This is a genomic window from Sporosarcina sp. resist, from assembly GCF_014302295.1.
In the GTDB taxonomy this organism is placed as follows: domain Bacteria; phylum Bacillota; class Bacilli; order Bacillales_A; family Planococcaceae; genus Sporosarcina; species Sporosarcina psychrophila.
This window is the reverse complement of the sequence record NZ_CP060287.1, coordinates 1,140,337-1,166,435: the sequence shown is the minus strand read 5'-3', so window position 1 is coordinate 1,166,435 and position 26,099 is coordinate 1,140,337. Positions and strand designations below refer to the sequence as shown.

The following is a 26,099-nucleotide window of genomic DNA, read 5'->3' as shown; positions in this document are numbered from 1 at the left end:
AAAGTCATCTGCGTACTAACAGAAAGAGAATTTCCACGCTGAAACCCGATTGAACCCGCCGTTTCTTCGCTACCATCAAATTGCAGACTATCGAAACTATAAAGATCTATATCAAATTGACTCCATTCATCAACGAATTCTTCAAGTTTGACTACATTTTTTTTGTACTATAAAGATGCCACATCGTCTCTGGATCTTTTTGTTCATTCACGTAAAAGTAAACACCAATAATAACCAAGGGACTGACTCCTTTTAATACAGATAGATCATGATTAGAGGAGAATGAATAATATACCTCTTGAACAATGTTCTCAAAACCAGGATTGGGGAGCGTCACAATTTCCATATCTGTTTCAGTTTGCATAGTCCGAACTCAAGCTGAACGTTTCAAGTTTCCCAATTTTCGCAAGCTCCAATGCTTGTTGAACATCATATACTCCTAAACGTTTGAGGCTTTTTGACCCAGTCCAATCTGTTGCTTCCATTTCGGAGATGATGATTTGCATGATAAATGCCGTTGGAGAACCTTCTTTGGCAGAAGTAATCCTTTTCCACCCTTCACGAAACTCATCTTTTACTACGCCATCAGTACCAAAAATATTATCGGGGTCTGCCCCACCGCTGATTTCATGAAACAGTTCACTATATGTCCAACTTAAGTGGTTAGTTGCTTCATCATTGAGAGTCGTTGCTAATAATGTCTTTTCTATTTCTAGCAAATAATCAATCGAATCCGCAAGCGAATGTGCAAGACCCGGATACGTTAGCAATGGCACAACTTCCATTACGGTTAGGAAGCCGCCAAGATCGGGGTGGATTGATGATCGAATCTTTGCACCTAGCTTATTCTTTTGGAATACGGGAACAATTGCACCCCAATTCGTAACGGATTCAGGATAAATATTCTGTTTACTCATGCCATTCAATGCTAACTGTAATTCTTCTGGATACGTATCTTTCTTTTCCATAAACTTGTCAATATCTAACTCTCCGTCGACGATTTCATCTTCGATAATCTTACTGCTTTTAAAAAGTACCGTGTAATAGGATTGTTGAATTACAGTAAACTGCTTCAAATAGCGTTTCATGAATTCGTCACTTTTTTTCACGTCATCTGTAAGCGGATTCTTAAACAACTGCGCAGTCATTTCAGAGGGCAATTCCAATGATTTTATTATTGCTTGGTAATCCTTCTTAATCCTTTTTTTATTTAATGTACCAGTTTTAGTTAAAACTTTTTCATAGCGGCGTACCATTGACTCAAAATCTTCGCGTTGCTGTTTACCATACTGATTTGGATTGAAATCCAAAATATCCTCCTCGGTTGATTCCTTAAGGCCCAATTCGGTATACCGATATCCGATTTCTTTTTCAAATGAGGCACCCAGTTGTTCTAAGTACTTTTCATCCGATGCCATTTTATATTCCTCACTTGTTACAACGGGAACTAGTATAAGCGACAAGAGGATTAGGGTTCCCGCAATCCATGAAATCATAGGCTTCTTTGATATCGATTGCTTTAACTTTCCAGTCGCCAGCAACTCTTTTTGAGACTTTGCAAAAACCTGCTCTTTTCTGAATGAAGACTTCATGCGCCCATACGACTTATTAAGGAATTCCAGCCTCTTTTTCAATTGCGCATCTCCCATATCACGGAATGCCACCGTGATAGCTTGTTCAACTGTTTCTAGGGAGGTGTCCGTAATTTTCACAATCTCTGAATCATCCAGCTTGTGGAATTGCGAAAGAATGAACGGTATTTTATATTCCATTTCAAGGTTTCCAATCTGGTCATGCAATTCCTGATCCTCTTCAAAAGGAAATAGCGTTTCATTCGGTGCATCAGTTTGTTGAACAAATGCTAGACTTTTTAATGCCTTTTTATATAACGTGCACACAAGCGACTCTTCATTGCTAATGGAATCTAACTGGTTATGTAAATTTCTAAACGTTTCTTCCGCTAAATCAGCTGCCTGTTTTAACGTACAACCATACTGGATGACGAAACGTTCAATGTCTCCTGAATAAATGTCCATCCATTTTTCAAAAGCATCCTTCTCTCCAGCTCTCACCTTTTGCATCAACTCAGATTCTTCCACAGGCAACCCACTCCTTCATTACAAAATGTCTAATTATTTCAATTATACCAAAGATAGATTGACATCGTAATTTGTTTCAAATTACCATGGTATTCGTTTTTAGTTAGTGTACAATTAGAAAATCTGTATCCTAATGAAATGAGTGAATATCTATGAAACAACGTGATCAATGGTCGTCAAAAATTGGTTTCGTTCTCGCTGCTGCCGGCAGTGCGATCGGACTCGGTGCAATATGGAAATTCCCATACATGGTAGGGATGAACGGCGGAAGTGTTTTCATTCTACTGTTCATTATTTGTACAATTGCAATCGGACTTCCAATTTTGCTTGCAGAGTTCGTCATCGGACGTATGGGTCAGGCTGATGCAATTACATCACTAAAACGATTGGCGCCAGGTAAAAAGTGGCCTTTGATTGGCTGGATGGGACTTGCAGTTTCATTCATTCTCCTGTCATTTTATAGCGTGGTCGGGGGTTGGATTCTTTCCTATTTAACACGAGCTATTTTCTTCAAACTCGATGCTACGAATCATGGCGATCTTTTCAATACAATCATCGCCAATCCAGTAGAAGTTCTATTTGCTCAGGCCGTGTTCATGGGGCTGACAATTTGGATTGTACAAAGTGGTATTAAGGGAGGTATTGAGCGGGCGAGCAGGTGGATGATGCCAATGCTGTTCATATTCTTCATCATTCTTGCAATCCGTTCATTAACATTGGATGGTGCAATGGAAGGTGTTCGATTCCTATTTGTGCCTGATTGGTCTCACTTGACAGGTTCTACGTTTTTACTTGCACTTGGTCAAGCTTTCTTCTCACTGAGCGTTGGGGTGACAGCAATGATGACCTATGCATCTTATTTACCGAAAGAAGAAAAGTTAGGGCAATCGGCAATGAACGTTGCGATTTTAAATATTACCATTTCAATTTTAGCTGGTATTGTTATATTTCCCGCAGTGTTCGCACTCGGCCATTCACCTGAAGAAGGACCGGGGCTAATTTTCGTCGTTTTACCAGCCATTTTTAGCCAGATTCCGTTTGGCAATATGTTTATGATTATTTTCTTCATCTTGATGCTTTTCGCTACACTTACTTCATCGATTGCGATGCTTGAAATTGTCGTGTCAAGTGGGATCCGCGAGAAAATCGAGCGTAGAAAACGTGCTGCATGGGTATTTGGAATTCTTATCTTCATCGTTGGTATTCCAAGTGCGCTGTCATTCGGTGTCCTGTCTGACGTGAAAATATTCGGCGGTTCCATCTTTGACTTTGCAGACACATTGACGAGCAAAATCGGTATGCCTTTAGGTGCGTTATTCGTTTCGATATTCGCGGGCTTTGTGTTGACGAAATCACAAACAGACGACGAGCTGCGCATGCATCCTGTGATGAACAGCCTTTGGAAATTCCTTGTCAGGTATGCCGCACCTGTCGCCATCATCGTCATTTTCATCGTATCGATTTTCGGACTTTAATGGTACTGCAAACACCCGCAAATCCAGTTACTGGATTTGCGGGTGTTTTTCACGTCTGTTGATTAACCATTTAGCTGCATAAAATACTGGTGAGAAGGACTTGACGACCTTCATTTTCACTGGATCATTTCCGGTACGCTTTCGGCGAACTATTCATGACAGATTTACTGAGGGGTCCTAGTGTAGCTCTGTTGGGAATAGTTACCTGCCACGTTCCTGCACTATTCAAGTGAAAAACGCAGTTGTTTTGGAAGAAAAAAGTAGATGATATTCTATAAAAAAAATATGTAGGGATGCGACTTTGTCGTATCCCTACATATCCAGACATCTCGGTAATCGTATGGAAGTCATTCAATCCAAAGCAACCCAAAGTCAACTATACACGTAGCGCCCAGTTGGTAATCATGTTATTCACTGGTTACTTTTGGTTAATCAACAGGTTTCGTGTTTTATTGTATAAAAAGACTGTACCCGTATTAAAATGGGTACAGCCACATCAAAATCAGACGATACATTTCGCCTCGTATTTAATCGCTAACAGCTTATAAGAAATTTGAACACACTTTTCGATTGGAATCCATAATTTATAAGATTGTTCGTAAATTTCCCGAATTCGTTTTGCAAGGTCGGTTGGGTGATCAAGACGTTGTAAGTCCGATACGACATCAACGATTTCGTGTACATACGCTTTTGGTCCTACGTCAAATGGGTCCCATTGTTCAAGAAGTGCTACTGCCTTTTTGTTCATTTCTATAGTTTGCACAATGAGTCACCTTATTTTTCTCAATAGTCTAGATTATGATAACATAGTAGAGAAAAAAGGAAAGAGGAGATTTCCATGAATAACTTTGAACAAGTAATTGAACGACGTAAATCACGTTCTGTAAAATGGGACCGAATGGAAATGATCTATGGAATCGAAGATGCATCCGATATTTTACCGATGTGGATTGCAGATATGGACTTTGCTGCACCGGAAGTGGTTATCGATGCGCTGAAAGAACGTCTCGATCATCCCGTTTTCGGCTACTCATATATTTGCGAAGGCTGTAAAGACGCAGTAAGTACATGGCTTGCTGAACGCCATGCATGGGAAACCAAAAATGAATGGATGTTATTCCACCATGGTGTAGTTCCGGCAATCGCTTCAGTCGTTGAAACGTTTACGAATCCAGGTGACGGCATTCTTGTCACATCTCCAGTCTATCCGCCCTTTTTCCAAGTCCCTAAACGTCAAGGACGAAATATGGTCGAATGTATTATGAAAGAGGACAACGGTGTGTACTCCATCGACTTTGAAGAATTCGAGAAATGCCTGCAACAAAACGTAAAGCTATTCATTTTATGCAATCCGCATAATCCTGGTGGAATTGTCTGGACTGCAAGCGAATTGAAAGAAATGTTACGACTGTGTACAAAATATGATGTCTTGATTTTATCGGATGAAATCCACGCCGATCTAGTCTTCTCAGGGCATAAACATATTCCGCTCGCAACGCTTGCTGACGAAGAAGCAGGACGTATCATTACGTGTGTTGCACCTACAAAATCGTTTAATCTCGCAGGTATCCAAGCAGCATTAATGATCGCTACAGATGAAGGTGTGAGAGAGAAACTTACGTTGAATGCAATGGCACATGGTCAAATGGATTTGAGCTCTTTTGCAGCCGCAGCTTTGACTGCCGCCTATAAAGATGGAGGCCCATGGCTAGCACAATTACTGGAAACAGTTTCTACCAATATGGACTATGCAATTCATGAACTAACAGCTGCAATTCCTGCCTTAAAAATTGCTAAGCCGCATGGTACATACCTTCTGTGGATTGACTACCGTGGTACTGGATTTACCGAGTCGGAAATAATGGACAAGTTGTTGAATAAAGGTAAACTCGCCCTTGATCCAGGTACAAAATACGGCGAAGCAGGACGCGGCTTCCTTCGCATGAATGTCGCAACACCGCTTTCAGTTGTTCAAGACGGCGTTAACCGTTTTATCACTGCATTAAGCGAGTGATTTAGCACAGTTGTGATTACAATCACGGAGTTGACGTTACGATCGCGACGTTGACGTTACAATTTTTTAAAAGAAAACGAGCATCCTCAATTTTGAGGATGCTCGTTTTCTTTTTGTTCGCGGCGTTCACGTAAAATACGTTCTTCAAATTCTTTCGCTTCTAATTCCTGTTTCTTCGACTTGCGTCGAATCCACATGAATGTAAGTACCAATAGAATCGCAAAGAAAAACATTGAAATCGCGGCTGGTATATATTCTGATTTGTCTTCAGGAAAGTAAAGGAACGGCATTAATAGTGCGTTCACTTACATCCACTTCCTCACATTGTAAATTTCTATATGATTCGAATTACTTTTGAAGGATTTCGATTGATTCAATAGAAATATCTTCAACAGGCTTATCTTGACGCCCTTTTTTAACTTTAGCAATTTTGTCGACAACATCCATGCCTTCAATAACTTGGCCGAATACTGTATGTTTTTGGTCTAAGTGCGGAGTTCCACCCATTTCGCCATATGCTTCAGCGATTTCAGCTGGATATCCACCTTTTTTCAGCTGATCAACTGAAGCAGGTACTTCTGAAGCATGAACGATGAAGAACTGGCTGCCATTTGTTCCTGGACCAGCGTTCGCCATTGAAAGAGCGCCTTTTAAGTTAAATAGATCCATAGTAAATTCGTCTTCAAATGTATCGCCGAAAATACTTGCTCCGCCCATACCAGTTCCTGTTGGGTCGCCGCCTTGAATCATGAAGTCTTCAATAACACGGTGGAAGATAATACCGTCATAATAGCCGTTTTCTGCATGTGTTAAGAAGTTTTCAACTGTTTTTGGTGCTTGTTCAGGGAAAAGCTTGATTTTGATTGGCCCCATTGTTGTGTTCATAATAACTAATGCTTCAGTTGCTGCTACTTCTTTTGATAATTGTGGATACATTGTTGTTGCCTCCTCTGAGTTCTTCGTGCTATTTTCTTCCACTGGCGCTTTGCCAGCAGACACTACTTCTTCTGTTTTTTTGTTCTCAGACGTACTATTTCCGCAAGCGGAAAGTAAGACGAGACCAACGATTGTCAGAAGGGAGAAATACATTTTCCTCATTTAACATTCACCCTGAATCAGTTTATCATATTGAACAATCTATTTCGACGAATAAGCATGATACTTCCTTCGTTTTCCGAATTGTTTTATACTGAATGAAAAGCACGACACAGAAAGAAGGTTTTCTAAATGGACGTGCAAAAACGGAATTTCATCATCATTTGGATTTCCAACGTCCTCGTTGCAGGGACAATGACGATGATCATGCCCTTCCTATCCCTTTATATCGAAACATTTGGCGATCATCCCGAAGCATATGTTCAAAAATGGTCTGGCCTTATTTTTGGCGCTTCATTTGTCACGGCTTTCATTATGTCACCGATTTGGGGCCGAGTTGCCGATAAATATGGCTTTAAGCCTATTCTTATCATCAATGGTTTCGGGATTGCAACTTCCGTTTTCCTAATGGGATTTGTGGATTCCGTAGAGATGTTCTTCCTGCTTCGGCTACTGAATGGTGTTGTCACAGGTTTCATACCAACTTCACTCGCGTTTATCTCTTCACAGACTGCGAAGAAGGAAGCTGGAAAAATGCTAGGAACTCTGCAGATGGGCAGTGTGACAGGCACATTATTCGGCCCTGTATTTGGAGGTTTACTGGCAGATGCATTCGGTTTCCAATATACCTTTGTCATTACATCCATCTCCGTAATTGTCGCTACACTTATCGTTCTCTTCGGCATCAAGGAACAAAAACGGGTAAAAAATCCGAAAGCTATCCAGTATTCCCGTAAAGCGATTATTAGCGGCTTGCTACATCACCGGCTCATGTTGAACGTTATGATTGTTACGGCACTTATCCAAGTAGGCAACTTCAGTATCCAGCCGCTTCTGTCGCTTTACGTTTCTCATTTGACGGATGCAAAAGACGTAGCTTTCCTAGCTGGGATTACTTTCAGTGCAGCAGGGGTCGGCAATCTATTATTCGCACGCCGCTGGGGCAAGCTTGGTGACGACATTGGCTACGAAAAAGTGTTGTCAATTCTGCTACTCCTATCATTTATCTTTATCATCCCACAAGCTTTTGTAACACAGCTGTGGCAACTTATCTTTTGGCGATTGCTGTTCGGTATTGCGCTCGGTGGAATGATCCCTATAACGACTGCACTAGTTAGACGTGAGGCACCAGTCGATATTCAAGGAGAAGTCATGGGTTATAATACCAGCTTCCGTTTTCTCGGGAATATTATAGGTCCAATGTTTGGCGGAATCGTCAGTGGTTTCATCGGTATTTCGTCTGTCTTCATCGTCACTGGCGTTCTATTCCTGGTTGGGTTTGCCTTTCTCTATTATGCCAAACGAAAACCCGTACAGGACTTTGAGGACTTTCTTGCTGCTGAGGATAAAAGGACACATAGTTAAGAAACAGCACACTTCACTAGACGGAGTGTGCTATATTTTTGTTAGTGAATGATTTCTTGAACGGAGTGCAAATCCATTGAAACATGTTATTGGTTTCATCTTTATTCTTCTAACCATACCAATTCTCTTTATTGTCCAAGAAGCCATTGCAGTCGAATTGAAAAGCGCTGGATCCTTCAATGACCAGATCAATGATTCCATTGAACTGTCATCCCCAAAGATCAATGTCCCCGTGACGTTGAAAGATGGCAATGGGCTCATTTTTGCAGAAGAATATATAGAGTGGCGCGATCCACTCCCGCTGTCGTCCATTCCCTTATTCGCGCGTCAACTGTTCCTAGAAAGTGAAGACACGGGTTTTTTCGAGCATAAAGGCTATGATGTAGCCGCAATCGTGCGTGCATTCGCTGTCAATACCGCAACGGACGATGTCAGACAAGGTGCTTCTACCATTACACAGCAAGTCGTGCGAATGCGTTTTCTATCGACTGAAAAGACCTATGAACGTAAGTTGACGGAACTTTTTTACGCAGCCGAGCTTGAAAAACAATCGACAAAAGATGAAATCTTGGAAATGTATATGAATGAAATGTATTTTGGCCATCAAGTGTACGGCATTGGTGCCGCTGCGACATATTACTTCAGCAAACCCTTAGATGCACTGAATGAGGCGGAGATGGCCTTCCTTGCGGCGATCCCAAACAACCCTTCTTTATATGATCCACTGAACCATTTCGATCAGACAAAAGTAAGACAGGAACGCCTATTGTCTATACTGACAAAAAATAGAGTTCTGACTTCCGAGGAATCTAAAGTGCATAAAAACACAGCTATCCAATTAAATCTGAAGGAAAAAGCGAATGCCTTTCCTGCCTACAGTACATATGTACTTGCGGAACTTACTGATCTCATAGCACAGTCCGAAGGTTTATCTGAAAAAATGACGTATGCGAAAGATGATGCAGAAAAAATAGCCCTTGAAGCGATTATTAAACAACGGACAGCTGAAGTGTTGTCCAAAGGATTGATTATCGAAACGGCACTTAACCCTGGAAAGCAGCGCCGAAATGACCAAACGATCTCCTCCCTTTTACACCCTAAAGGCGTGCAAGCAGGTGCCGCGGTTATCGACAATGAAACCCGTGAAATCATCAGCCTATTCGCCGGTAAGAACTATAAAAAAGCTGATTTTCACCGTGCATTCCAGGCTGTCAGACAACCTGGTTCGGCTATGAAACCACTTCTGGTCTATGCTCCACTGTTTGAAAGTAGTTCCTATACAGAAAACACCCCCATTAACAGTGGTGCTATTTGTATCGGCTCGTACTGCCCGACAAATATCGGCGGTTACGTTTATGGCAATGTTACGGTAAAAGAGGCTTTTCGACAAAGTCATAATACAGCAGCGGTCAGATTGCTTCAAATGATTGGAGTGGAAGAGGCATTCAGCTATATAGCACCATTCGGATTCAAATCAGTTACACAACAGGATATGAACTATGCAGCTGCTCTCGGTGGGTTTGCAAAAGGGATGACGCCGCTTGAACTTGCGGGGGCTTATTCGAGTTTCATTGATGGGCAATATACCCCTCCCCATGCCATACGCGCTGTAAAGGATAGAGCTGGGACTATTTTATACGAATGGCCTGATGACAAAGAGGACGTTTGGTCTCCTACTACTGTTACCAAAATTCGCGGCATGATGTCAGATGTCGTATTGAACGGAACTGGCCGGGGTATCCCCTATACAACTTCGTATACGGGAGCAAAAACCGGCACCACAGATCATTATAAAGATCTATGGGTTGGAGGGTTGAACGATAACTATACAACCGCTGTCTGGGTCGGCTATGATAGTCCGCAATCTCTAAAGCTCTTGAGCGATCAGAAACTTCATTTGCGTATATTTTCCACACTACTCCAGGACTAGCCATTCACAAGGCTAGTCCGTTTTACTACCCATGAAAGGCAAACTCGCAATTACCCCATTATAAAGCTTCAACAGAATATAGATGATGGTTGAAACTAGTATCGCCCAAACCAGAATTTCAAAAACGAGAAGTCCAATCGTGCTGACGATTGTCATGTATTTGCTTAATTTGAAAACGACATACACGAAGTAGATGAACGTTGTCAGTAAAAATACAGCTGTTAATAGGCTAATCGAATTGATGCCACCTACCGATGCAAGCGCGCCGAAAAAGTAGATGACATTGCCTCCGCGAGCTTCGCTATACGATTTCCCCTCCACATCCTTCGAAAAGAATAACATCGCGGTTTCATGAATCGTTTCCGCAATCAATTTTAACGCTGAAAAAACCATAAAAAATAACAATGCATAGATAACTAGCAGAAAAATACGTAATTGTATATCGGTCAAAAACTCTCGCATGCCGGCATACAAACCAATTCCTTTAAATAGTTCCACTGACACGCCAACTGTGTATACTCCGAATGTTAAACTGAATAAGACAATTGTTACAAACGGTAAATAACCAAATATGTATGGATTTTTCATTTCTAACACCTCAAACGCAAATTAGTTCTTCGTTTCTATACTATAAGAAGAGAGACCGAATAGGCAACAAAATCCAGAATCGTCCCACACTTACTATTTTTCAATTAGACAACTTCCGCATGCTGTGATATAGTTACCTCAATCAAATAAATGAACGTACTTGGAGGAGTCTGTCACCAGGGGGTATCTATGCCCTTTTGTGATGGACTTTTTGCATTTTTTGATTAAAACAATGAAAGGAAGAAAAGATAAGGTAATCGTAACAATTTTAAAATTTACCGTCCCGACGTTGAAAATGATGTATGAATTCAGAACAGCCAATGACTATTAGATCCCTTTTGCTTAGCATCACGTTTATACATAACTGTTTCATTCATTAGGAAGGAGGATTTTCTTGAATTTTGTATTACTGATTTTCCTGCCGATTGTGGCAGCCCTATTCGTTCCATTGCTAGTTAGGAAACTGAAAGACATACACACTGGGTGGTTCGTTTTACTCGTCCCTGTCTCCCTCTTCATTTTTTACATAGGATTTCTTAAAACAACAATGGACGGCGGGCATGCTATAGCAGAATTGCAATGGATTCCTTCACTCGGCATTTCGTTCGTGTCGTATATTGATGGACTCAGCCTGCTGTTTACCTTGCTTATTACAGGCATCGGTGCACTCGTTGTGCTCTACTCCATCTTTTATCTTGATAAGCGTAAAGAAAAGCTGAATCACTTTTACGTTTACCTGCTCATTTTCATGAGCGCCATGTTAGGTGTTGTCCAATCTGATAACGTTATATCCCTTTATTTATTCTGGGAGCTAACATCCATTTCGTCATTCCTACTTATTGGCTATTGGAATACACGTGACGGTTCACGATTTGGTGCATTGAAATCAATGATGATCACTGTATTTGGTGGACTAATGATGCTCGGAGGATTCGTTCTGTTAGGGATTATGGGAGATACGTTTTCCATCCGCGAACTTATCGCTAACGCCCCCACTTTTGTAGGACATGAATTCTTTACATTGGCGCTCGTTCTCGTACTACTTGGTGCTTTTACAAAGTCAGCACAGTTCCCGTTCCATATTTGGTTACCGGATGCAATGGAAGCGCCTACACCGGTCAGTGCCTATCTACATTCAGCAACGATGGTGAAAGCAGGTCTTTACCTCGTCGCCCGATTTACACCTATTTTCGCTGTTTCTGAAGTTTGGATTTGGCTCGTAGCTGGTATCGGACTTCTGACATTATTCTGGGGATCTTTCTTTGCAGTGAAACAGACTGATTTAAAAGCGATTCTTGCTTTCTCGACAGTCAGTCAGCTTGGACTTATCATGTCTCTGCTCGGAGCAGGTGCGCTTGCCTATCACTCGGATGACCCCATTTTCAAATTCGCAACATTTGCAGCGATCTTCCATTTGATCAACCACGCAGTCTTCAAAGGGAGCTTGTTCATGATTGCCGGTATTGTCGATCATGAAACGGGTACGCGCGATATCCGAAAACTCGGCGGATTGATGAGCATTATGCCCGTCAGTTTCACGGTTGCGTTCATCGGTTCAATGTCGATGGCAGGTCTGCCGCCATTCGGCGGTTTCCTGAGTAAGGAAATGTTCCTTCAGTCGATGCTGGCCATTCGCCATTTTGAACTGTTCAACTTTGCAACATGGGGAATTATCTTCCCTGTTATCGCTTGGATTGCCAGTGTTTTCACATTCATTTATAGCTTTTACTTTGTATTTAAGACGTTCGCTGGAAAACAAAAAAGTGAACCTCTTCCTACTAAACCGCATGAAGCGCCTGTCGGGATGCTTGTATCTCCCGTCATTCTTGCTACGCTCGTTGTTGGCATCTTCTTCATACCGAACTTGATTGGAAAATGGTTTGTAAAACCAGCTGTCATGGCTGTCCAGCCTGATTTATACAGCCATCCTTCTGAAGTTGCCGTTCACGTCGCAGCATGGCACGGAATTGCTGCTCCAGAATTATGGATGACGGTTTCGCTTGTCGGAGTCGGTCTCGTTCTATTCTTGACCTTGGCGAGATGGCAGAAACTGTATGACATTCAACCTGAATACTTGTCATTGAATGCCCTGTATGACTCAGCCATGTTCGTTAGTGAAGGTGGAATGAACAAACTTTCCCGCTTCTATATGACTGGTTTAATCCGCACATATCTGATTTATATGTTTGCTTTTATTGCTGCCATTACAGCGGCGACGTTATTCATCAAAGAAGCTTTCATAGTTGATATGGAGAGTTTTGCCCCTGTCAACTTATATGGAGTTCTGACTGCTATTGTTCTGGTTATCGCAGTTTGTATGGTTCTACTTGCGAAGACAAGACTGTCAGCAATCATTGCTCTAGGTGCCGTCGGTTATTCGGTTGCTTTATTCTTCGTTATTTTCAAAGCACCGGATTTAGCGCTTACACAACTCGTTATTGAAACGATATCTGTTGCTTTATTCTTGTTAGCCTTTAAACATCTACCGTCTCTGAACAATCACGGCCAAACAAAACGCAACAAGATTGGCAATTTGATTATTGCGGCTGGTGTCGGAATAACGGTGACATTGGTTGCCTTATCGGCTCATTCACAAAAATTGATTCCATCTATCTCGCAGTATTACAAAGATACAGTTTATACAGAAGCGGGTGGCGGGAATATCGTCAACGTTATTCTTGTAGATTACCGTGGATTTGATACATTATTTGAAATCACCGTTCTATCAATCGTCGGAATCGCCGTCATTGCAATGATTCGCCTGAAATTGTCAAAAAAGGAGGAGAATACGGATGAAAACAAATGATGTCATTTTACAAACTACAACAAAAATCGTATTCTTCATCATCTTCCTTTTTTCAATCCACATTTTCTTTGCGGGACATTATACACCAGGTGGCGGTTTCGTTGGAGGATTGCTTACTACTGGAGCAATCGTTCTTCTCTTACTCGCTTTCGATTTGAAAACGGTACAAAAAGCACTGCCTTTCAACTTCACGATTATGACAGGCATCGGCTTATTGCTTTCTCTAGGAACGGCAGCAGGCTCAATTTTTTTCAACGTTCCTTTCTTTACACATGCTTTCGACGATTTCACTTTGCCGTTGTTCGGAACAACTTCCCTTCATACAGCAATGATTTTTGATGCAGGTGTCTACCTTGTTGTCGTTGGGGCAGCCGTTACAATGATTCAATCGATTGGAGGAGATGCGTAATGGAGTTTATAATGGCCATCGTCATCGGAATTCTTTTCATGGCAGCTGTCTATCTGATTCTTTCCAGGAGTATCCTCAAAATCATACTCGGGACAGGCCTATTGAGCCATGGTGCTCACTTGCTCATTCTTACAATGGGCGGTCTTGGTGGCACCTCTCCGCCAGTCGTGGCAGAAGGCGTAACAGATTATGCAGATCCTTTGCCACAGGCGCTTATTTTAACAGCGATTGTTATTAGCTTCGGTGTGACAGCATTCATCCTTGTATTAGCTTATCGGACGTATGCTGAGCATCAGACAGACAATATGAATCTTATGAGGGGAAATGACGAACATGATTAATCTACTTCTATTTCCAATCATTTTGCCATTCCTGTTCGCAATTATTCTTCTGTTTTTCAAGGAGAACGTCAGGGTACAACGATCATTAACATGTGTCGGCCTGCTTATTAGCTTGGTTGCTGCACTTTTCCTAGTTGCAAAAGTGAAAGCGGATGGTGTTCAGGCAATTACACTTGGAAGCTGGCCCGCACCTTTCGGAATTTCAATGGTTTCCGATATGCTGTCTGCATTACTTGTTACCACAACAATCTTGATCACACTTTTTGTTGTACTATACAGTTTCACTGCAATTGGCGAAGAGCGGGAGCGCTTCTTTTATTACCCCGCCATCCTGTTCATGATTACAGGCATCAATGGCGCATTTACAACAGGTGATATTTTCAATATGTTCGTATTCTTCGAAGTACTGCTCATCGCCTCTTACCTATTAATCGTTTTAGGCGGCGAGAAAATACAACTTCGTGAATCAATGAAGTACATACTCGTCAATGTCATTTCATCTGCATTATTCGTTATTACAGTTGCTTACCTCTACTCTGTTATTGGTACATTAAATATGGCCGATATTTCAGTGAAGATTGCAGAGATTGGACAACCCGGTATTATAACCGTGATTGCAGTGCTCTTTTTAATCGTATTCGGCGTAAAAGGATCCCTGTTCCCGCTTTACTTCTGGCTACCAGGATCTTATGCAGCGCCTCCAATACCGGTGCTGGCACTATTCGGTGCATTGCTGACTAAAGTCGGTATCTATGCAATCATCCGAACGTATACGCTGTTCTTCGTACACGATATCGGATTTACACATGGTTTATTATCTGCACTGGCATTGCTCACGATTATTGCCGGCTGCATTGGTGCCCTTGCCTATTTCGATGTAAAACAAATTATTATTTACAATATCGTCATTGCAGTGGGTGTTATTTTATTCGGTGCTGCACAAATGAACGAGGCTGGTTTAACGGGTGCCGTTTTCTATTTGATCCATGACATGCTCATTAAAGGGGCTTTGTTCCTTCTGATCGGCATTATTGTTTACGTAACCGGAACCTCTAACTTACGTAAGATGGGTGGGTTAATGAAAACCCATGCGCCACTTGGCTGGATGTACCTAATTGCTGCATTTGGACTAGCGGGCATTCCGCCATTAAGCGGTTTCGTCGGTAAGCTTCTTATTGTTAAAGGGGCATTCGAGGCAGGCAATGTCTTGGGGAGTATAATCATCCTGGCATCCAGCCTTGTGGTCCTGTTGTCTGTCATCCGGATTTTCATCTATGCATTCTGGGGAGACCCCACAACTGTGGAATTGCCAACGACAAACCGACGGACATACCGGAAGATGATGATACCTGCTGTAGCATTAGTCATTCTCTCTGTGCTCTATGGGGTTGGTACTGAATGGCTCATTCCCTATATGACGGACGCAACAGACGTATTACTACAACCATCCATCTATATTGATGCGGTGTTAAAGGAGTAGATGAACGATGGCATTTCAACTATTATTGAACTTTTTCATCGCTCTCGTCTGGATGTTCATGAGCACCTCATTCACCGCTTCAACATTCATCATTGGGTTCTTGATTGGTCTGCTTTTGATCATTATGACGAGACGCTTTTTCCCTGGTAGACTATACATCTGGCGACTTTGGGCAACGTTTAAACTAGCACTACTCTTCTTCAAGGAGCTGACTTTGTCTAATATTTCAGTGCTGCAAGTCGTCTTACGGCCGAAGATGAATATTCAACCTATGATTTTCGCTTTGCCAACTGACCTTGAACATGACTGGGAGATTACATTGCTATCGAGCCTGATCACATTGACACCGGGAACAATTGTGTTGAACGTTTCTGATGATCAAAAAACGCTTTATATCCATGCCATTGACGTCGATGATGTTGATGACGCAATTGATTCAATCAAAAATTCATTCGAAAAAGCCATTAAGGAGGTAAGCCGACCATGACGACATTCATATGGGTTTGTCTAATCCTTGTCCTGCTGTCGATTGCCGGTATGTTGTACCGTGTGTTCCGCGGTCCTTCTATTCCGGATCGGCTCGTCGCACTGGATGGGATTGGTGTCATGCTTATTTCAGCAATCGCTCTACTATCAGTCATCTTCGATACCGGATTTTTCATGGAAGTCATCTTGCTTATTGCGATTATGTCATTCATTGGAACCGTATCATTCTCAAAATTCATTGAGAAAGGAGAGATAATCGAACGTGATCGTACTAGCTAATAGCCTCATCGTCCTTACAATCGTCGTTGGCATCGTTTTCACTATCGTAACCGTCATTGGCATCATTCGTTTACCGGACGTCTATACGAGGGCGCATGCCGCTTCTAAGAGTGCAACTTTGGGTGTGCTTAGTATTCTGCTAGGTGTGTTTTTTCACTTTTGGTTGAAGGAAGGCCATTTTAGTATTCAACTTCTACTGGCAATTGCATTTCTGTTCATTACCTCTCCGATTGGCGGACATCTTATGAGCCGCGCAGCTTATATATCGGGCGTCAAACCGACAGAACTAACTGTTGGTGATGATCTTGCAGAAGTTATCAAGCAAGCTAAACTAAAGAATCCTCCAACTCATCAGAAGGAAGACTAAGCTTTGAATGAGTGAAAAACGCACCCCTTATTAGATAAGGGGTGCGTTTTTTGGATGATGATAGTTATGCTCGGCATGAGGTGGGTTATGCTCGCCATGGATGACTTTATGACCGTCATACCGATTTTCCCCACTAAAAAAATGCCTGCCAGCCGAAAACTCAGTTGACAGGCATTTTCATCTTTTTAGTATGGCCCGTAATATCCGTATGGTTGATACGGATAGTATGGGTATGGATACGGTGGGTATGGATAGGATTGGTATCCGCCGCCATATCCGTATCCGCCACCAGGAAACAATGCACTTCCTAATAAACTACCAGCAAATCCGCCAATGAAAGGTCCGCCAAAGTCACCAAAACCGAATCCTCGACCGAAGCCACCGCGACCAAAACCACCACGGCCAAAACCTCCACCTCGACCTCGACCATATCCGCCACCACCGTGAAATCCTCTAGTCATAATCATTCCCCTCTCCTACTTATCCTATTCAAATAAGACTAATAGGAAAGAGGCAATCGCCTATTACACTTCTCTATCGGTTTCGGCTAGCCGTTCAACAAGCGTCGCTAGCGTCCGTACCATGACTCCAGTTGCACCTTTAGGCCCTAAATCATGTGCAGCAACCGCATCCGATGTCCCCGCAATGTCAAGATGTATCCAAGGCGTGTCGCCAACAAACTCCCCTACAAATCCACCGCCAAAGATCATATGTCCGTCTCTTCCTGGCGAGTTATTCAGGTCTGCCACATCACTTTTACGTAGTCTTTTCTTATCGTTTTCCGTTAACGGAAGTCTCCAGACGAATTCATCCGTTTCCATGGATGCCTGCATGAACTCTTCGAAGAATTCTTCATCATTTGTAAGCGCCCCTGTCTTGTCCATACCAAGCGCGACGATAACGCCGCCTGTCAGTGTCGCAACGTCAATCAGACAGTCTGCGCCTGCCTGCTTAGCGTATGTAACCGCATCTGCAAGAACAAGACGTCCTTCAGCGTCTGTATTGAGCACCTCTATCGTCTTCCCACTAAGTGATGTGATAACATCATCTGGTTTAAAAGCATCCCCGGAAACCATATTGTCCGTTGACGCGATCACAGCGATGACATTTTTCGCAGGACGCAGCTCTCCTATGATTGTCATTGCCCCTAGGACTGCAGCCGCACCGCCCATATCACCTTTCATACCAACCATTCCGTCTTTCGTTTTCAATGAATAGCCGCCTGTATCATAGGTAATTCCTTTGCCAACAAGACCGATAACATCTTCCCATTTTTCAGTTGCAGCATACTTCATGACGATTAACTTAGGCTCTTCCACTGAACCTTTATTGACTGCTAGAATAGCGCCCATACCGAGTTCTTCCATTTCTTTCTTACCAAGTACCTCAATTTCAAAATCATATTTTTCAGCGACTTCACGTGCATAGTCAGCCATTTTAGTCGCCGTTAATATATTAGGCGGCATATTAACTAGATTTCGTGCTTCATTAACCGCGTATGCATGTACTTTCCCTACTTCAAAGGCCGCTTTCAGCTCATCTTCATCAAATGAAGATAAGAATGACAACGTTTCAAGTGCAATATCGCGTTCATTTGAATCCGTGCGGTATCCTTCAAACTTGTACATGCCAAGTCCAATACCCTCCGTTGCCGCAAAAACAACATCCTCACACGTTAACTTGTCATTCGTGAATGGAGCCGTCCAAATAGCGGCAGAGGCCGCTTTCATGCTTGCAAGCTCTTTTCCGACCGCCGCAAATACTTGACGCAAACGATCCTCCGTCAATTCCTTATGCAAACCAAGTCCGATAAATATTACACGCTTGTAGCCTCCAGTTTCTACGGATGGCATTTTAACAATACTTTTGAACTCAGTTTTAACATCTCCAGATTTAACCCATTCTGGTAAACGGGAACTGAATGAACTGACGAAGCCGTCCCAGCCTGTTATATTTTCCGGATGTTCGGGTACACCAATTACAAGTACTTCTGCTTCTACATTATCAAAATTCGGTTCCAATATTATTGTTTTCATTTGACAACCTCCAATTTTACCTACATTCTTTAGTATAGCCTAAATTTTCAGCCCTTCGTAGTATTTCATTCGGAATCCGTACTAACTTGTTTTTATAGCACGTCATTATGGTATACTGAATACACAATTTTTGTACATTATAGAGGAGTCGAAGTAAATGGCCTTATTACAAAATACCCCGTTAATTGCGGCATTATTCGGTATTATCTTTGCTCAATTCGTCAAAATCCCGATTCATTATTTCCTGGAAGGTAAACTTGACTGGAAATTAATGACTTCAACAGGAGGGATGCCCAGCTCTCATTCGGCTGCAGTTACATCATTGACGACTGCAATCGCTTATGAAGAGGGATTAGATTCACCTATGTTTGCCGTGTCTGCCATCTTTGCTGTCATCGTCATGTTTGATGCAACGGGAATTCGTTACCAGGCAGGACAACAAGCACTGATTATCAATCAAATGCGAGTAGACTTCCAAACGTTCGTTCAAGAAGCAAAAGGCTGGCAGCAGAAAGATGGACAACAAAAAATTCAAGAGTTAAAAACGTTGCTAGGTCACAAACCAAGTGAAGTGTTTGCAGGAGCTGTAACTGGTATCCTTATCTCTGTTATTATCTATTCATTCATTATCTAACTACGAAAAAAGGTGTGTTCAAGCATAATCGCTTGAACACACCTTTTTCTTAAAACATTTGGTAACCTTGTTTTCTTAATAACTTAATAACAAAACCTGAAATAATCGCTCCGACAAGTCCACTTGCTAAAATGAGGATATCAGCTGTATGAAGTGCCATAGCTTTGTCACCAAGAAGCTGGAACGCGTATTTCGGTTTCGTGACATATTCATATACACGTACTTCATCAATAATTAGTATGACGACAATTGGATAAATGATGGCCATCAACCATGTCATTCGAAGAAGCATATTCAATAAGAATCCTATTCCAAAAAACATTACTATGAAAATCATTATAGATAAAACGACGTGCGTTAATGAAATCGTTCCCAATGTGACTACCTCCGTTTTCCATTCACTATTTTACAGGAACGAATGAACGCTTTCAACATTACACGACTCGTTCAATAATTTGTCGATTTTATCCCTGTTGTAATAGATCACTTTTTGAAAAATAGTTTATAAGAAGTATAACCGAATTGATCGCCCGGGTTGATATTTTCAATTTCATCAAACCCTGATTCGATCACCTTTTCCGCAATTTCATGAATCATCACAGAGACGTCCTTATCTTCCTTTAAATCGAATGGACTCTTCCATGCGACTTCTGAAATCTCTCTTAACTCCGGAATTAATATCTGTCCTTTAGTAGTAGGCGTCAACAAGAATATGGCCATGTTGTCGCTCACCTCTCCATTCAATACGCCTGTACGAAACCCAATCATTCCTTCGAGCTGACAGACAACACCTGTTTCTTCCTTTACTTCACGAATCGCTGCGCAATCTGCAGTTTCATCACCATCAACAAATCCTGCCGGTATGGACCATAAACCTTTTAAACCACCGTAGTTTTTCCTAACAACAAGCCACTGTCCTTCGCTATTCACAACAAGCCCTGCCGCGCCAAGCCATACATTACCTCGCATTTTTCGTGACATTTAGGATCCTCCTCATAAGAAAAGCGTAAGCGCCTTGGTAGACCCGAAAAGCGCTGGAGGGACAGAGGAAGGCAGCTTAAGATCGCGGCATCCTGTCGCAACAGCTGCATGACCCACGTCGTGTGGGCCCAGGGGCTAGGCGTTGGAGTCTAGACAATTAGAAAAGCGTAAGGCGCCGTCCGTCCCCGACAGGCATAAGACGGTTTGCGAGGAGGCGTATTTCTGCCTCCACAGCAAAACGGCTTATGACCCGAGGGGTTGGCGCCTGGAGCCTAGAAACCACTCCAAGTGAATAACTAATACTTTCTTATCTTTTAAAAAAGCACCCGCCGTCAAGGACGGGCGAGTGCTTCAGAAGTGTTTTATTTAAGTAAGTTGAATTTACCTTTTTTCAGTGTAAGACCTACTCCACCAATCATGAAGAGCGCACGATTATCAATCATTTTCTTCATGAATGAAGCTTTAGTACCCGTTACTTTTTTACCGAATACGACACCAATTGCATCGCTATCTCCAAGTGAACAAACACTACCTTTTAAATCAGGTGTAAAGTCAGAAGTTGGTTCACCTTTCATAAGCGCGATGATGTTATTCGCACACATGTCACCTTGTTGCATAGCAATTTGTGCAGTAGGTGGGAATGGACGGTTCACTGCTTCGTTAATCATAAGTGCGCAGTCTCCAACGATGAATACATCGGAATGACCTGGTGCACGAAGATCTTTGTCTACTTTGACACGAGCACGCATGTTTTCGATACCCGTTTCTTCGATTAGACGGTTACCACGGACACCTGCAGCCCAAACGACTGTGCCAGCTTTGACGAATTCAAATACGTCTTCGCCTTTTTTAATATTAACGCCTTCAGGAGTAGCTTCTACAACTGGCGTACCAATCGAGAATTCGATTCCTTTAGAGTTCAAATGCTTAACAGCATAATCTACAAGCTCAGGGTCAAATCCTGGAAGGACCATTGGCGCTGCTTCTACGCATAGTACGCGTACCTTTTCTTGTGGAACGTCGAACTCTTTGCAAAGTTCAGGTACACGGTTACCAAGCTCGCCAAGGAACTCGATGCCTGTGAAGCCCGCTCCTCCAACGATAATTGTCAGACGGCTATCGTCTTTAACTTCTTCAGTTGACCAAGTCGCAAATTGATATTCGATATGTTCGCGAATTTGACGTGCTGCTTTAACGTTGGCAATAGAAAATGCATATTTATCAAGACCTGGAATACCAAATGTTTCGCCTTCAAAACCAAGTGAGATAACAAGGTAATCGTATGTATGTGTACCAACATTTGTCGTTACGACTTTCCCAGTAACGTCGATTGCTTGAACTTCAGCTTGGACGAATTTTACTTTATTACTGTTAATAACATCTTTGATATCATAACGCACTGATTCAGGAGACATTGTTCCTGCAGCTGCTTCATGAAGCCATGTCGATTCATAGTGATACTCATTTTTGTTTATAAGAACGATATCTGCATCGTCTGCTCCAAGAGATTTTTGCAAGTTAACAACTGTTGTTAAACCGCCATAACCCGCGCCTAATACTAAAATTGTCGGTCTTTTCACGAAGATCGAAACCACCTTTGATTTTTTTATGTGCCCGGCCCACGTGAAATCGGTACACCGACGATTTACACAGTCCCGGCCTTTGTCATTTTTTTCGACAAACTTCTATCTCTTATAGTAGCCCTTTTGATGGGGCTTTTCAATAGTATATTTGAAATAGCAAATATTTGAAAATACTGACTAAAAAAACACAACTATAATTCGACAAAAAAAGCTCTCCTAAGTATGATTTAGGAGAGCTAGAAAAGGAATCAGCAGTCCGCTGGAGTTCCTTCTTTCTTAGCCGTTCTGAATGATGTTCCACAACCGCAAGAAGCAATTGCATTGGGATTATTTATGGTAAATCCGCCCCCCATAAGGGACTCTTTATAATCGACTTGTGTGCCTTCAAGAACTCCGGCATCTTCACTAGAAACAAGAATTTGTAAACCATGCTGTTCAAGCAGAAGATCATCCGGTGACTTTTCAGTTTCAAAACCCATTCCGTATGTCAAACCACTACATCCTCCGCCGTTCACAGCGACACGCAGGAATGACCCTTCTTCCTCATTATGACGCATCATTTCTCTTACATGAATTGCTGCAGCTTTAGTAACCTCAACAACTTGTGTCATTCGTGTTCACCTTCCCTTTGTTTTCTTCCTTCTATAATAGCAATTAAATCGAGCAGAACGCAATCATATTAACTCCAGTGTTGAAGGATATACGCTATAATGAGTTGACTAGTACGAAAGGTGGGTCTACATGGAAATCAGCCCTTTTTATGATAAAAAAGTTGCATGCATTTATTGTAAGCAAAACTTCACTACCACAAAAATTCGCTCAAGATTCATTCGGGTTTCATCCCACGAAAGTGACTTCAAACCTGTCTACTCAAATCCAGAGGTAAATCCAATCTTTTATAACGTTGCAGTCTGCCCTCACTGTGGCTTCTCTTCTACCGATGATTTTTCCTCTTATTTTGCTCCTGGCACAGAAGAAGACATAGCTGCACGAATCACATCTCAATGGAATGGCCGATCTTTCAGTGCAGCACGTGATATCAATGAAGCCATTGAAACTTATAAACTTGCCTATTTAAGCGCCATGTTCAAAAAGGAAAATGTTCTTACACTGGCAGGACTTACCTTACGAATTGCTTGGTTATATCGTGATAAAGGAGCGGAGGTAGAAGAACAACGTTTTCTAACAATCGCACGAAATTTCTATACTACAGCGTTTTCAGAAGGAGATTTCACTGGAACCCAAATGTCAGAAACAAGGGTATTGTATTTGATTGCAGAATTATCTTGGAAAATCGGTGATGAGAATGAGGCAATAAAAAGCTTTTCGCGCATTCTAGAACGCCAACGCACATCCTCCGAACCGAAGCTCATCGAGATGACAAAAGAACGATGGCAAGATATTCGGGCAATAAAATAGAAAAGACGGACCGAAATTCGGACCGTCCCACTTAAAATCAAAATACTTGTTCTACCTCAACGACACCTGGAACTTCTTCCAAAAGTGCTCGTTCGATCCCTGCTTTTAGTGTAATCGTCGAGCTTGGGCATGTACCGCAAGCACCAAGAAGGCGAAGTTTCACGATGCCATCCTCGATATCCACAAGTTCACAGTCTCCCCCATCACGTAGGAGGAATGGACGTAATTTATCTAATACTTCTTGTACTGGTTCAGTTAACGCTGTATCTGTCATTGTTTTTTAACTCTCCTTTCCTTATACTTATTATAAACTGGAAAGAAGAAAAAATCCAACAATCAATCGGGAGGGGACAATTAATATGAGTATCACTACTACAATCATTGAAATTTATGGTGCAGATATCATCTGTGCAAGCTGTGTCAATTCACCTTCATCCAATGACACATACGAATGGCTTCAAGCTGCTATCGATAGAAAGTACCCGAATCAGCCATACGATATCACTTACATTGATATCGAGTCTACTGTATCCGACGACAAACACAAAAAAATTGTCCAGCAAATACAGGACGATGAGTTCTTCTATCCGCTAGTCATGATCAACGACGAAATGATTGGTGAAGGCTATATTCAATTAAAACCGGTATTTGCTGCGCTTGAAAAGAACGGCTATATAGCTGAATCTTAAACTGATAAAATTTCAAGATAAATGAGAAGAACAAAAGCGCTGAAGTCTATATGGTCGGTGCTTAATAAATAGAATGTTCTTCCAACACCGCTTTGTCGCTTGGTGATGGCCTCAAGTAATAAGCCCGCCAGAAGATCCCTTGGGAGGGATTGAACTGCATCCCTCCTTGGTCTTATTGCTTCGACTCACACTTGTCGCTCCTTCGCTAGATTTGTTCGTTATACTGATGAGGTTTATCACCTAGTTAATGCTAAATAAGTAGTGACGAATATATAGACGTACAATCACTACGTTACAACTTACCCACAATACGAGATTTATAATTTCCTAGACAATAAAAAAAATCTTATTCGCGACTATGCGAATAAGGTTTTTTTGTCAACCATTATGCCATTTGTACATCCAGAGCACACCAGACTTCAACAATCGTGCAATACGGCCTGTTACAGTACGGTCAGCAAGGTATGCAAATCCTTGCTTCTTACCAAGGGATCCAAGGAACCCTTTCAGCTTGATTTCCGGCATAGTTTCCGGAAGTGGTTCGTTGTTCCAAACGTTACGTAATATGCGTACAATCTGTTCCGCCTGTTCCTCAGCTACTTGCGCACTTGGAGCATAAGGAAGCGCCGCACAGTCTCCTACGATATAGACATCGTTAAATTCAGGCAACTGATGATACTTGTTCAGTACAACCCGACCTGATCCGTCTTTTTCCGTATCAATTTTTTCCACAGGTGCAACCGGGCGAATCCCAGCTGTCCAGACAACCGCATCAACCGCGATTGTTTCTTCGTGGTTAAACAGGGTCGTCGGTTCCACTTTTGTAATGTTAGAACTCGCAACGACGTCTACATTATGTTCGTCAAACCACCCTTTAACATAATTACTAAGTCTCTCAGGGAAGTCCCTCAAAATCCGTGGGCCGCGATCGAACAGCTTAATGTTCAAATCGGGTCTACTTTCCCGAAGTTCACTTGCAAGTTCGATCCCACTTAAGCCGGCTCCAACAATACCAATCGTTGCACCACTACCAAGACCAAGAAGTTTTTCGTACGTAACCCTGGATTTACCAATCGTCTGAATACTATACGTGTACTCTGCCGCTCCTGGTACGTCATGATAGTTATCTTCACAGCCAAGCCCAATTACCAATTCGTCATACATGATTTGCACGCCATCATCAAGATAGACGCACTTCTCATCCGGCCTGATTTCTATAATTTCTCCGCCAACAACTTTCAGCCTATCATGTTCCGGAAGTGGAACACGCACGACTGAGTCCGATACAGTTCCAGATGCAAGCGCATAAAATTCCGTCTTCAAACTATGAAACGGAGTCCGATCGACAAGCGTTATTTCGACATCACTCGGCAATTCTTTTGTCAATAAACGTAGTAAAATGCGCATATTCCCATATCCGGCACCTAATAATACAAGTTTTCTCATAAGTTTTCTCCTTCGTAATCCATTAATCCGTTGTTTTCCCAATTACGATTATATCAGTTTGTGACATGCTTCACAATGATTCACGGTAAAGTGCAATTTTAATCAACATGAATAATTTCTTTATGATTTTAAAAAACCTTTAAATCAGCTTCGACTCCCCCATACAAGGTCATCTACGCTGTATTTATGAAGGTATTCATACGTTCAACACATATAATTATTTAGTCTCACCCCATAGAACGTGGTTAATTTAGTCGGTCCATCCGGTAATGCCAGATTGTTGACGTGCGAAGAAAAAAAGAGTAGGATTTCAAATAGGTGAGGTGATCATCGTGAATCCGATTGTCGAATTTTGCATGAGTAATATCGCAAACTATTCACAAGAAACATTTGAAAAATTGGAGAAAGATCCAAATCTTGATGTTCTTGAGTATGGTTGTTTAAGTTACTGTACAAAATGTTCAGAATCGCTGTATGCAATCGTCAATGGTGAAATCGTCGAAGCAGATACAAACGACGAGCTGACCGAGCGCATCTATCAATATATAGAAGACAATCCGCTCTTTTGAGCATTATG

General features: G+C 42.0%; 29 protein-coding genes. 15 read left to right on the top strand and 14 right to left on the bottom strand.

Translation table 11 applies throughout. The features are described from left to right. Positions 1-151: 151 nt before the first annotated feature. On the bottom strand, positions 152-364 hold the full coding sequence (locus H7992_RS05770; protein ID WP_187046927.1) for a hypothetical protein: 213 nt from the start codon (positions 362-364) through the stop codon (positions 152-154). After that, positions 354-2,099: an RNA polymerase sigma factor gene (locus H7992_RS05765; RefSeq protein ID WP_187046926.1), complete on the bottom strand. Its 1,746-nt coding sequence runs from the start codon at positions 2,097-2,099 to the stop codon at positions 354-356. The genes H7992_RS05770 and H7992_RS05765 overlap by 11 nt, the downstream gene beginning before the upstream one ends. Positions 2,100-2,251: 152 nt before the next feature. Between H7992_RS05765 and H7992_RS05760 the strand changes: the two genes are divergently transcribed. Beyond that, positions 2,252-3,574, top strand: coding sequence for a sodium-dependent transporter (locus H7992_RS05760; RefSeq protein ID WP_187046925.1), 1,323 nt, complete (start codon positions 2,252-2,254; stop codon positions 3,572-3,574). 502 nt (positions 3,575-4,076) lie between these two features. Here H7992_RS05760 and H7992_RS05755 read toward each other — a convergent pair. Further along, complete coding sequence (locus tag H7992_RS05755; protein ID WP_187046924.1) at positions 4,077-4,337, bottom strand: DUF1871 family protein; 261 nt, start codon at positions 4,335-4,337, stop codon at positions 4,077-4,079. Positions 4,338-4,412: 75 nt separating this feature from the next. Here H7992_RS05755 and H7992_RS05750 point away from each other — a divergent pair, with 75 nt between their 5' ends. Beyond that, a complete protein-coding gene (locus H7992_RS05750; RefSeq protein WP_187046923.1) occupies positions 4,413-5,588 on the top strand; it encodes a MalY/PatB family protein in 1,176 nt (391 codons plus the stop codon). 86 nt (positions 5,589-5,674) lie between these two features. Here H7992_RS05750 and H7992_RS05745 read toward each other — a convergent pair whose 3' ends face one another. Next, on the bottom strand, positions 5,675-5,893 hold the full coding sequence (locus H7992_RS05745) for a hypothetical protein (protein ID WP_231885773.1): 219 nt from the start codon (positions 5,891-5,893) through the stop codon (positions 5,675-5,677). Positions 5,894-5,936: 43 nt separating this feature from the next. Beyond that, positions 5,937-6,686, bottom strand: coding sequence for a peptidylprolyl isomerase (locus H7992_RS05740; RefSeq protein WP_269465605.1), 750 nt, complete (start codon positions 6,684-6,686; stop codon positions 5,937-5,939). A 129-nt stretch (positions 6,687-6,815) separates the two neighbouring features. Here H7992_RS05740 and H7992_RS05735 point away from each other — a divergent pair, with 129 nt between their 5' ends. Together H7992_RS05735 and H7992_RS05730 are read left to right on the top strand one after the other, a co-directional pair. Then, positions 6,816-8,048 carry an MFS transporter gene (locus H7992_RS05735; RefSeq protein WP_067206427.1) on the top strand — a complete coding sequence of 411 codons (1,233 nt, stop codon included), beginning with the start codon at positions 6,816-6,818 and terminating at the stop codon, positions 8,046-8,048. A gap of 76 nt (positions 8,049-8,124) precedes the next feature. Continuing rightward, positions 8,125-9,978, top strand: a complete 1,854-nt coding sequence (locus H7992_RS05730) for a transglycosylase domain-containing protein (RefSeq protein ID WP_187046922.1) — start codon at positions 8,125-8,127, stop codon at positions 9,976-9,978. 12 nt (positions 9,979-9,990) lie between these two features. Here the strand turns inward: H7992_RS05730 and H7992_RS05725 are convergent, their stop codons facing one another. Further along, a complete protein-coding gene (locus H7992_RS05725) occupies positions 9,991-10,566 on the bottom strand; it encodes a YufK family protein (RefSeq protein WP_067206421.1) in 576 nt (191 codons plus the stop codon). Positions 10,567-10,960: 394 nt separating this feature from the next. Between H7992_RS05725 and H7992_RS05720 the strand changes: the two genes are divergently transcribed. The 7 genes from H7992_RS05720 to mnhG are packed head-to-tail and all read left to right on the top strand — an operon-like array spanning position 10,961 to position 16,734. Continuing rightward, positions 10,961-13,372: a Na+/H+ antiporter subunit A gene (locus tag H7992_RS05720; RefSeq protein ID WP_187046921.1), complete on the top strand. Its 2,412-nt coding sequence runs from the start codon at positions 10,961-10,963 to the stop codon at positions 13,370-13,372. Further along, entirely contained in the window at positions 13,359-13,781 is a 423-nt protein-coding gene (locus H7992_RS05715; RefSeq protein WP_067206416.1) for a Na(+)/H(+) antiporter subunit B, read from the top strand. The genes H7992_RS05720 and H7992_RS05715 overlap by 14 nt, the downstream gene beginning before the upstream one ends. After that, positions 13,781-14,122: a Na(+)/H(+) antiporter subunit C gene (locus tag H7992_RS05710; RefSeq protein ID WP_067206413.1), complete on the top strand. Its 342-nt coding sequence runs from the start codon at positions 13,781-13,783 to the stop codon at positions 14,120-14,122. The genes H7992_RS05715 and H7992_RS05710 overlap by 1 nt, the downstream gene beginning before the upstream one ends. Further along, on the top strand, positions 14,115-15,602 hold the full coding sequence (locus H7992_RS05705) for a Na+/H+ antiporter subunit D (RefSeq protein ID WP_187046920.1): 1,488 nt from the start codon (positions 14,115-14,117) through the stop codon (positions 15,600-15,602). The genes H7992_RS05710 and H7992_RS05705 overlap by 8 nt, the downstream gene beginning before the upstream one ends. A 7-nt stretch (positions 15,603-15,609) precedes the next feature. Then, complete coding sequence (locus H7992_RS05700) at positions 15,610-16,089, top strand: Na+/H+ antiporter subunit E (protein ID WP_067206407.1); 480 nt, start codon at positions 15,610-15,612, stop codon at positions 16,087-16,089. Next, entirely contained in the window at positions 16,086-16,367 is a 282-nt protein-coding gene (locus H7992_RS05695) for a Na(+)/H(+) antiporter subunit F1 (RefSeq protein ID WP_067206405.1), read from the top strand. Before H7992_RS05700 ends, H7992_RS05695 begins: the two co-directional genes overlap by 4 nt. Beyond that, positions 16,351-16,734 carry a monovalent cation/H(+) antiporter subunit G gene (gene mnhG, locus H7992_RS05690; protein WP_067206403.1) on the top strand — a complete coding sequence of 128 codons (384 nt, stop codon included), beginning with the start codon at positions 16,351-16,353 and terminating at the stop codon, positions 16,732-16,734. Before H7992_RS05695 ends, mnhG begins: the two co-directional genes overlap by 17 nt. A 185-nt stretch (positions 16,735-16,919) precedes the next feature. Here mnhG and H7992_RS05685 read toward each other — a convergent pair whose 3' ends face one another. Beyond that, the gene (locus H7992_RS05685) at positions 16,920-17,195 is read right to left on the bottom strand and encodes a hypothetical protein (RefSeq protein WP_187046919.1); all 276 of its coding nucleotides are present in this window, start codon (positions 17,193-17,195) and stop codon (positions 16,920-16,922) included. A 63-nt stretch (positions 17,196-17,258) separates the two neighbouring features. Beyond that, positions 17,259-18,770, bottom strand: a complete 1,512-nt coding sequence (locus H7992_RS05680) for a leucyl aminopeptidase (protein ID WP_187046918.1) — start codon at positions 18,768-18,770, stop codon at positions 17,259-17,261. A gap of 157 nt (positions 18,771-18,927) precedes the next feature. On the opposite strand from H7992_RS05680, the gene H7992_RS05675 reads away from it, so the two are divergent. Beyond that, positions 18,928-19,404 (top strand): divergent PAP2 family protein, encoded by a 477-nt coding sequence (locus tag H7992_RS05675; protein WP_187046917.1) that lies wholly within the window; start codon positions 18,928-18,930, stop codon positions 19,402-19,404. A 49-nt stretch (positions 19,405-19,453) separates the two neighbouring features. Here H7992_RS05675 and H7992_RS05670 read toward each other — a convergent pair whose 3' ends face one another. The 4 genes from H7992_RS05670 to H7992_RS05655 form a co-directional block, all read right to left on the bottom strand. Continuing rightward, complete coding sequence (locus H7992_RS05670) at positions 19,454-19,741, bottom strand: YuiB family protein (RefSeq protein WP_067213853.1); 288 nt, start codon at positions 19,739-19,741, stop codon at positions 19,454-19,456. A gap of 146 nt (positions 19,742-19,887) precedes the next feature. Next, positions 19,888-20,385 (bottom strand): NUDIX domain-containing protein, encoded by a 498-nt coding sequence (locus H7992_RS05665; protein WP_067206392.1) that lies wholly within the window; start codon positions 20,383-20,385, stop codon positions 19,888-19,890. A gap of 362 nt (positions 20,386-20,747) precedes the next feature. Then, positions 20,748-21,965, bottom strand: a complete 1,218-nt coding sequence (locus H7992_RS05660; protein ID WP_067206389.1) for an NAD(P)/FAD-dependent oxidoreductase — start codon at positions 21,963-21,965, stop codon at positions 20,748-20,750. A gap of 251 nt (positions 21,966-22,216) precedes the next feature. Then, the gene (locus H7992_RS05655; protein ID WP_067206387.1) at positions 22,217-22,579 is read right to left on the bottom strand and encodes a HesB/IscA family protein; all 363 of its coding nucleotides are present in this window, start codon (positions 22,577-22,579) and stop codon (positions 22,217-22,219) included. 130 nt (positions 22,580-22,709) lie between these two features. Between H7992_RS05655 and H7992_RS05650 the strand changes: the two genes are divergently transcribed. After that, complete coding sequence (locus tag H7992_RS05650) at positions 22,710-23,387, top strand: DUF2225 domain-containing protein (RefSeq protein WP_187046916.1); 678 nt, start codon at positions 22,710-22,712, stop codon at positions 23,385-23,387. Positions 23,388-23,424: 37 nt separating this feature from the next. On the opposite strand, the gene H7992_RS05645 is transcribed toward H7992_RS05650, so the two are convergent. Beyond that, positions 23,425-23,661 carry a NifU family protein gene (locus tag H7992_RS05645; RefSeq protein WP_187046915.1) on the bottom strand — a complete coding sequence of 79 codons (237 nt, stop codon included), beginning with the start codon at positions 23,659-23,661 and terminating at the stop codon, positions 23,425-23,427. Between the two features lie 85 nt (positions 23,662-23,746). Between H7992_RS05645 and H7992_RS05640 the strand changes: the two genes are divergently transcribed. Further along, the gene (locus H7992_RS05640; protein ID WP_187046914.1) at positions 23,747-24,076 is read left to right on the top strand and encodes a YuzD family protein; all 330 of its coding nucleotides are present in this window, start codon (positions 23,747-23,749) and stop codon (positions 24,074-24,076) included. A 378-nt stretch (positions 24,077-24,454) separates the two neighbouring features. Here the strand turns inward: H7992_RS05640 and H7992_RS05635 are convergent, their stop codons facing one another. Further along, positions 24,455-25,522 (bottom strand): NAD(P)/FAD-dependent oxidoreductase, encoded by a 1,068-nt coding sequence (locus tag H7992_RS05635; protein WP_187046913.1) that lies wholly within the window; start codon positions 25,520-25,522, stop codon positions 24,455-24,457. A gap of 332 nt (positions 25,523-25,854) precedes the next feature. Between H7992_RS05635 and H7992_RS05630 the strand changes: the two genes are divergently transcribed. Beyond that, on the top strand, positions 25,855-26,091 hold the full coding sequence (locus H7992_RS05630; RefSeq protein ID WP_067206374.1) for a YuzB family protein: 237 nt from the start codon (positions 25,855-25,857) through the stop codon (positions 26,089-26,091). The last annotated feature ends 8 nt before the right edge of the window (positions 26,092-26,099 follow it).

Coding starts and splice junctions, on each gene's coding strand:
- H7992_RS05770 (WP_187046927.1), bottom strand. CDS start 364: ATGCAAACTGAAACAGATATGGAAATTGTGACGCTCCCCAATCCTGGT.
- H7992_RS05760 (WP_187046925.1), top strand. CDS start 2,252: ATGAAACAACGTGATCAATGGTCGTCAAAAATTGGTTTCGTTCTCGCT.
- H7992_RS05750 (WP_187046923.1), top strand. CDS start 4,413: ATGAATAACTTTGAACAAGTAATTGAACGACGTAAATCACGTTCTGTA.
- H7992_RS05740 (WP_269465605.1), bottom strand. CDS start 6,686: ATGAGGAAAATGTATTTCTCCCTTCTGACAATCGTTGGTCTCGTCTTA.
- H7992_RS05735 (WP_067206427.1), top strand. CDS start 6,816: ATGGACGTGCAAAAACGGAATTTCATCATCATTTGGATTTCCAACGTC.
- H7992_RS05725 (WP_067206421.1), bottom strand. CDS start 10,566: ATGAAAAATCCATACATATTTGGTTATTTACCGTTTGTAACAATTGTC.
- H7992_RS05715 (WP_067206416.1), top strand. CDS start 13,359: ATGAAAACAAATGATGTCATTTTACAAACTACAACAAAAATCGTATTC.
- H7992_RS05710 (WP_067206413.1), top strand. CDS start 13,781: ATGGAGTTTATAATGGCCATCGTCATCGGAATTCTTTTCATGGCAGCT.
- H7992_RS05705 (WP_187046920.1), top strand. CDS start 14,115: ATGATTAATCTACTTCTATTTCCAATCATTTTGCCATTCCTGTTCGCA.
- H7992_RS05700 (WP_067206407.1), top strand. CDS start 15,610: ATGGCATTTCAACTATTATTGAACTTTTTCATCGCTCTCGTCTGGATG.
- H7992_RS05695 (WP_067206405.1), top strand. CDS start 16,086: ATGACGACATTCATATGGGTTTGTCTAATCCTTGTCCTGCTGTCGATT.
- H7992_RS05685 (WP_187046919.1), bottom strand. CDS start 17,195: ATGACTAGAGGATTTCACGGTGGTGGCGGATATGGTCGAGGTCGAGGT.
- H7992_RS05680 (WP_187046918.1), bottom strand. CDS start 18,770: ATGAAAACAATAATATTGGAACCGAATTTTGATAATGTAGAAGCAGAA.
- H7992_RS05675 (WP_187046917.1), top strand. CDS start 18,928: ATGGCCTTATTACAAAATACCCCGTTAATTGCGGCATTATTCGGTATT.
- H7992_RS05670 (WP_067213853.1), bottom strand. CDS start 19,741: ATGATTTTCATAGTAATGTTTTTTGGAATAGGATTCTTATTGAATATG.
- H7992_RS05665 (WP_067206392.1), bottom strand. CDS start 20,385: ATGTCACGAAAAATGCGAGGTAATGTATGGCTTGGCGCGGCAGGGCTT.
- H7992_RS05655 (WP_067206387.1), bottom strand. CDS start 22,579: ATGACACAAGTTGTTGAGGTTACTAAAGCTGCAGCAATTCATGTAAGA.
- H7992_RS05650 (WP_187046916.1), top strand. CDS start 22,710: ATGGAAATCAGCCCTTTTTATGATAAAAAAGTTGCATGCATTTATTGT.
- H7992_RS05645 (WP_187046915.1), bottom strand. CDS start 23,661: ATGACAGATACAGCGTTAACTGAACCAGTACAAGAAGTATTAGATAAA.
- H7992_RS05640 (WP_187046914.1), top strand. CDS start 23,747: ATGAGTATCACTACTACAATCATTGAAATTTATGGTGCAGATATCATC.
- H7992_RS05635 (WP_187046913.1), bottom strand. CDS start 25,522: ATGAGAAAACTTGTATTATTAGGTGCCGGATATGGGAATATGCGCATT.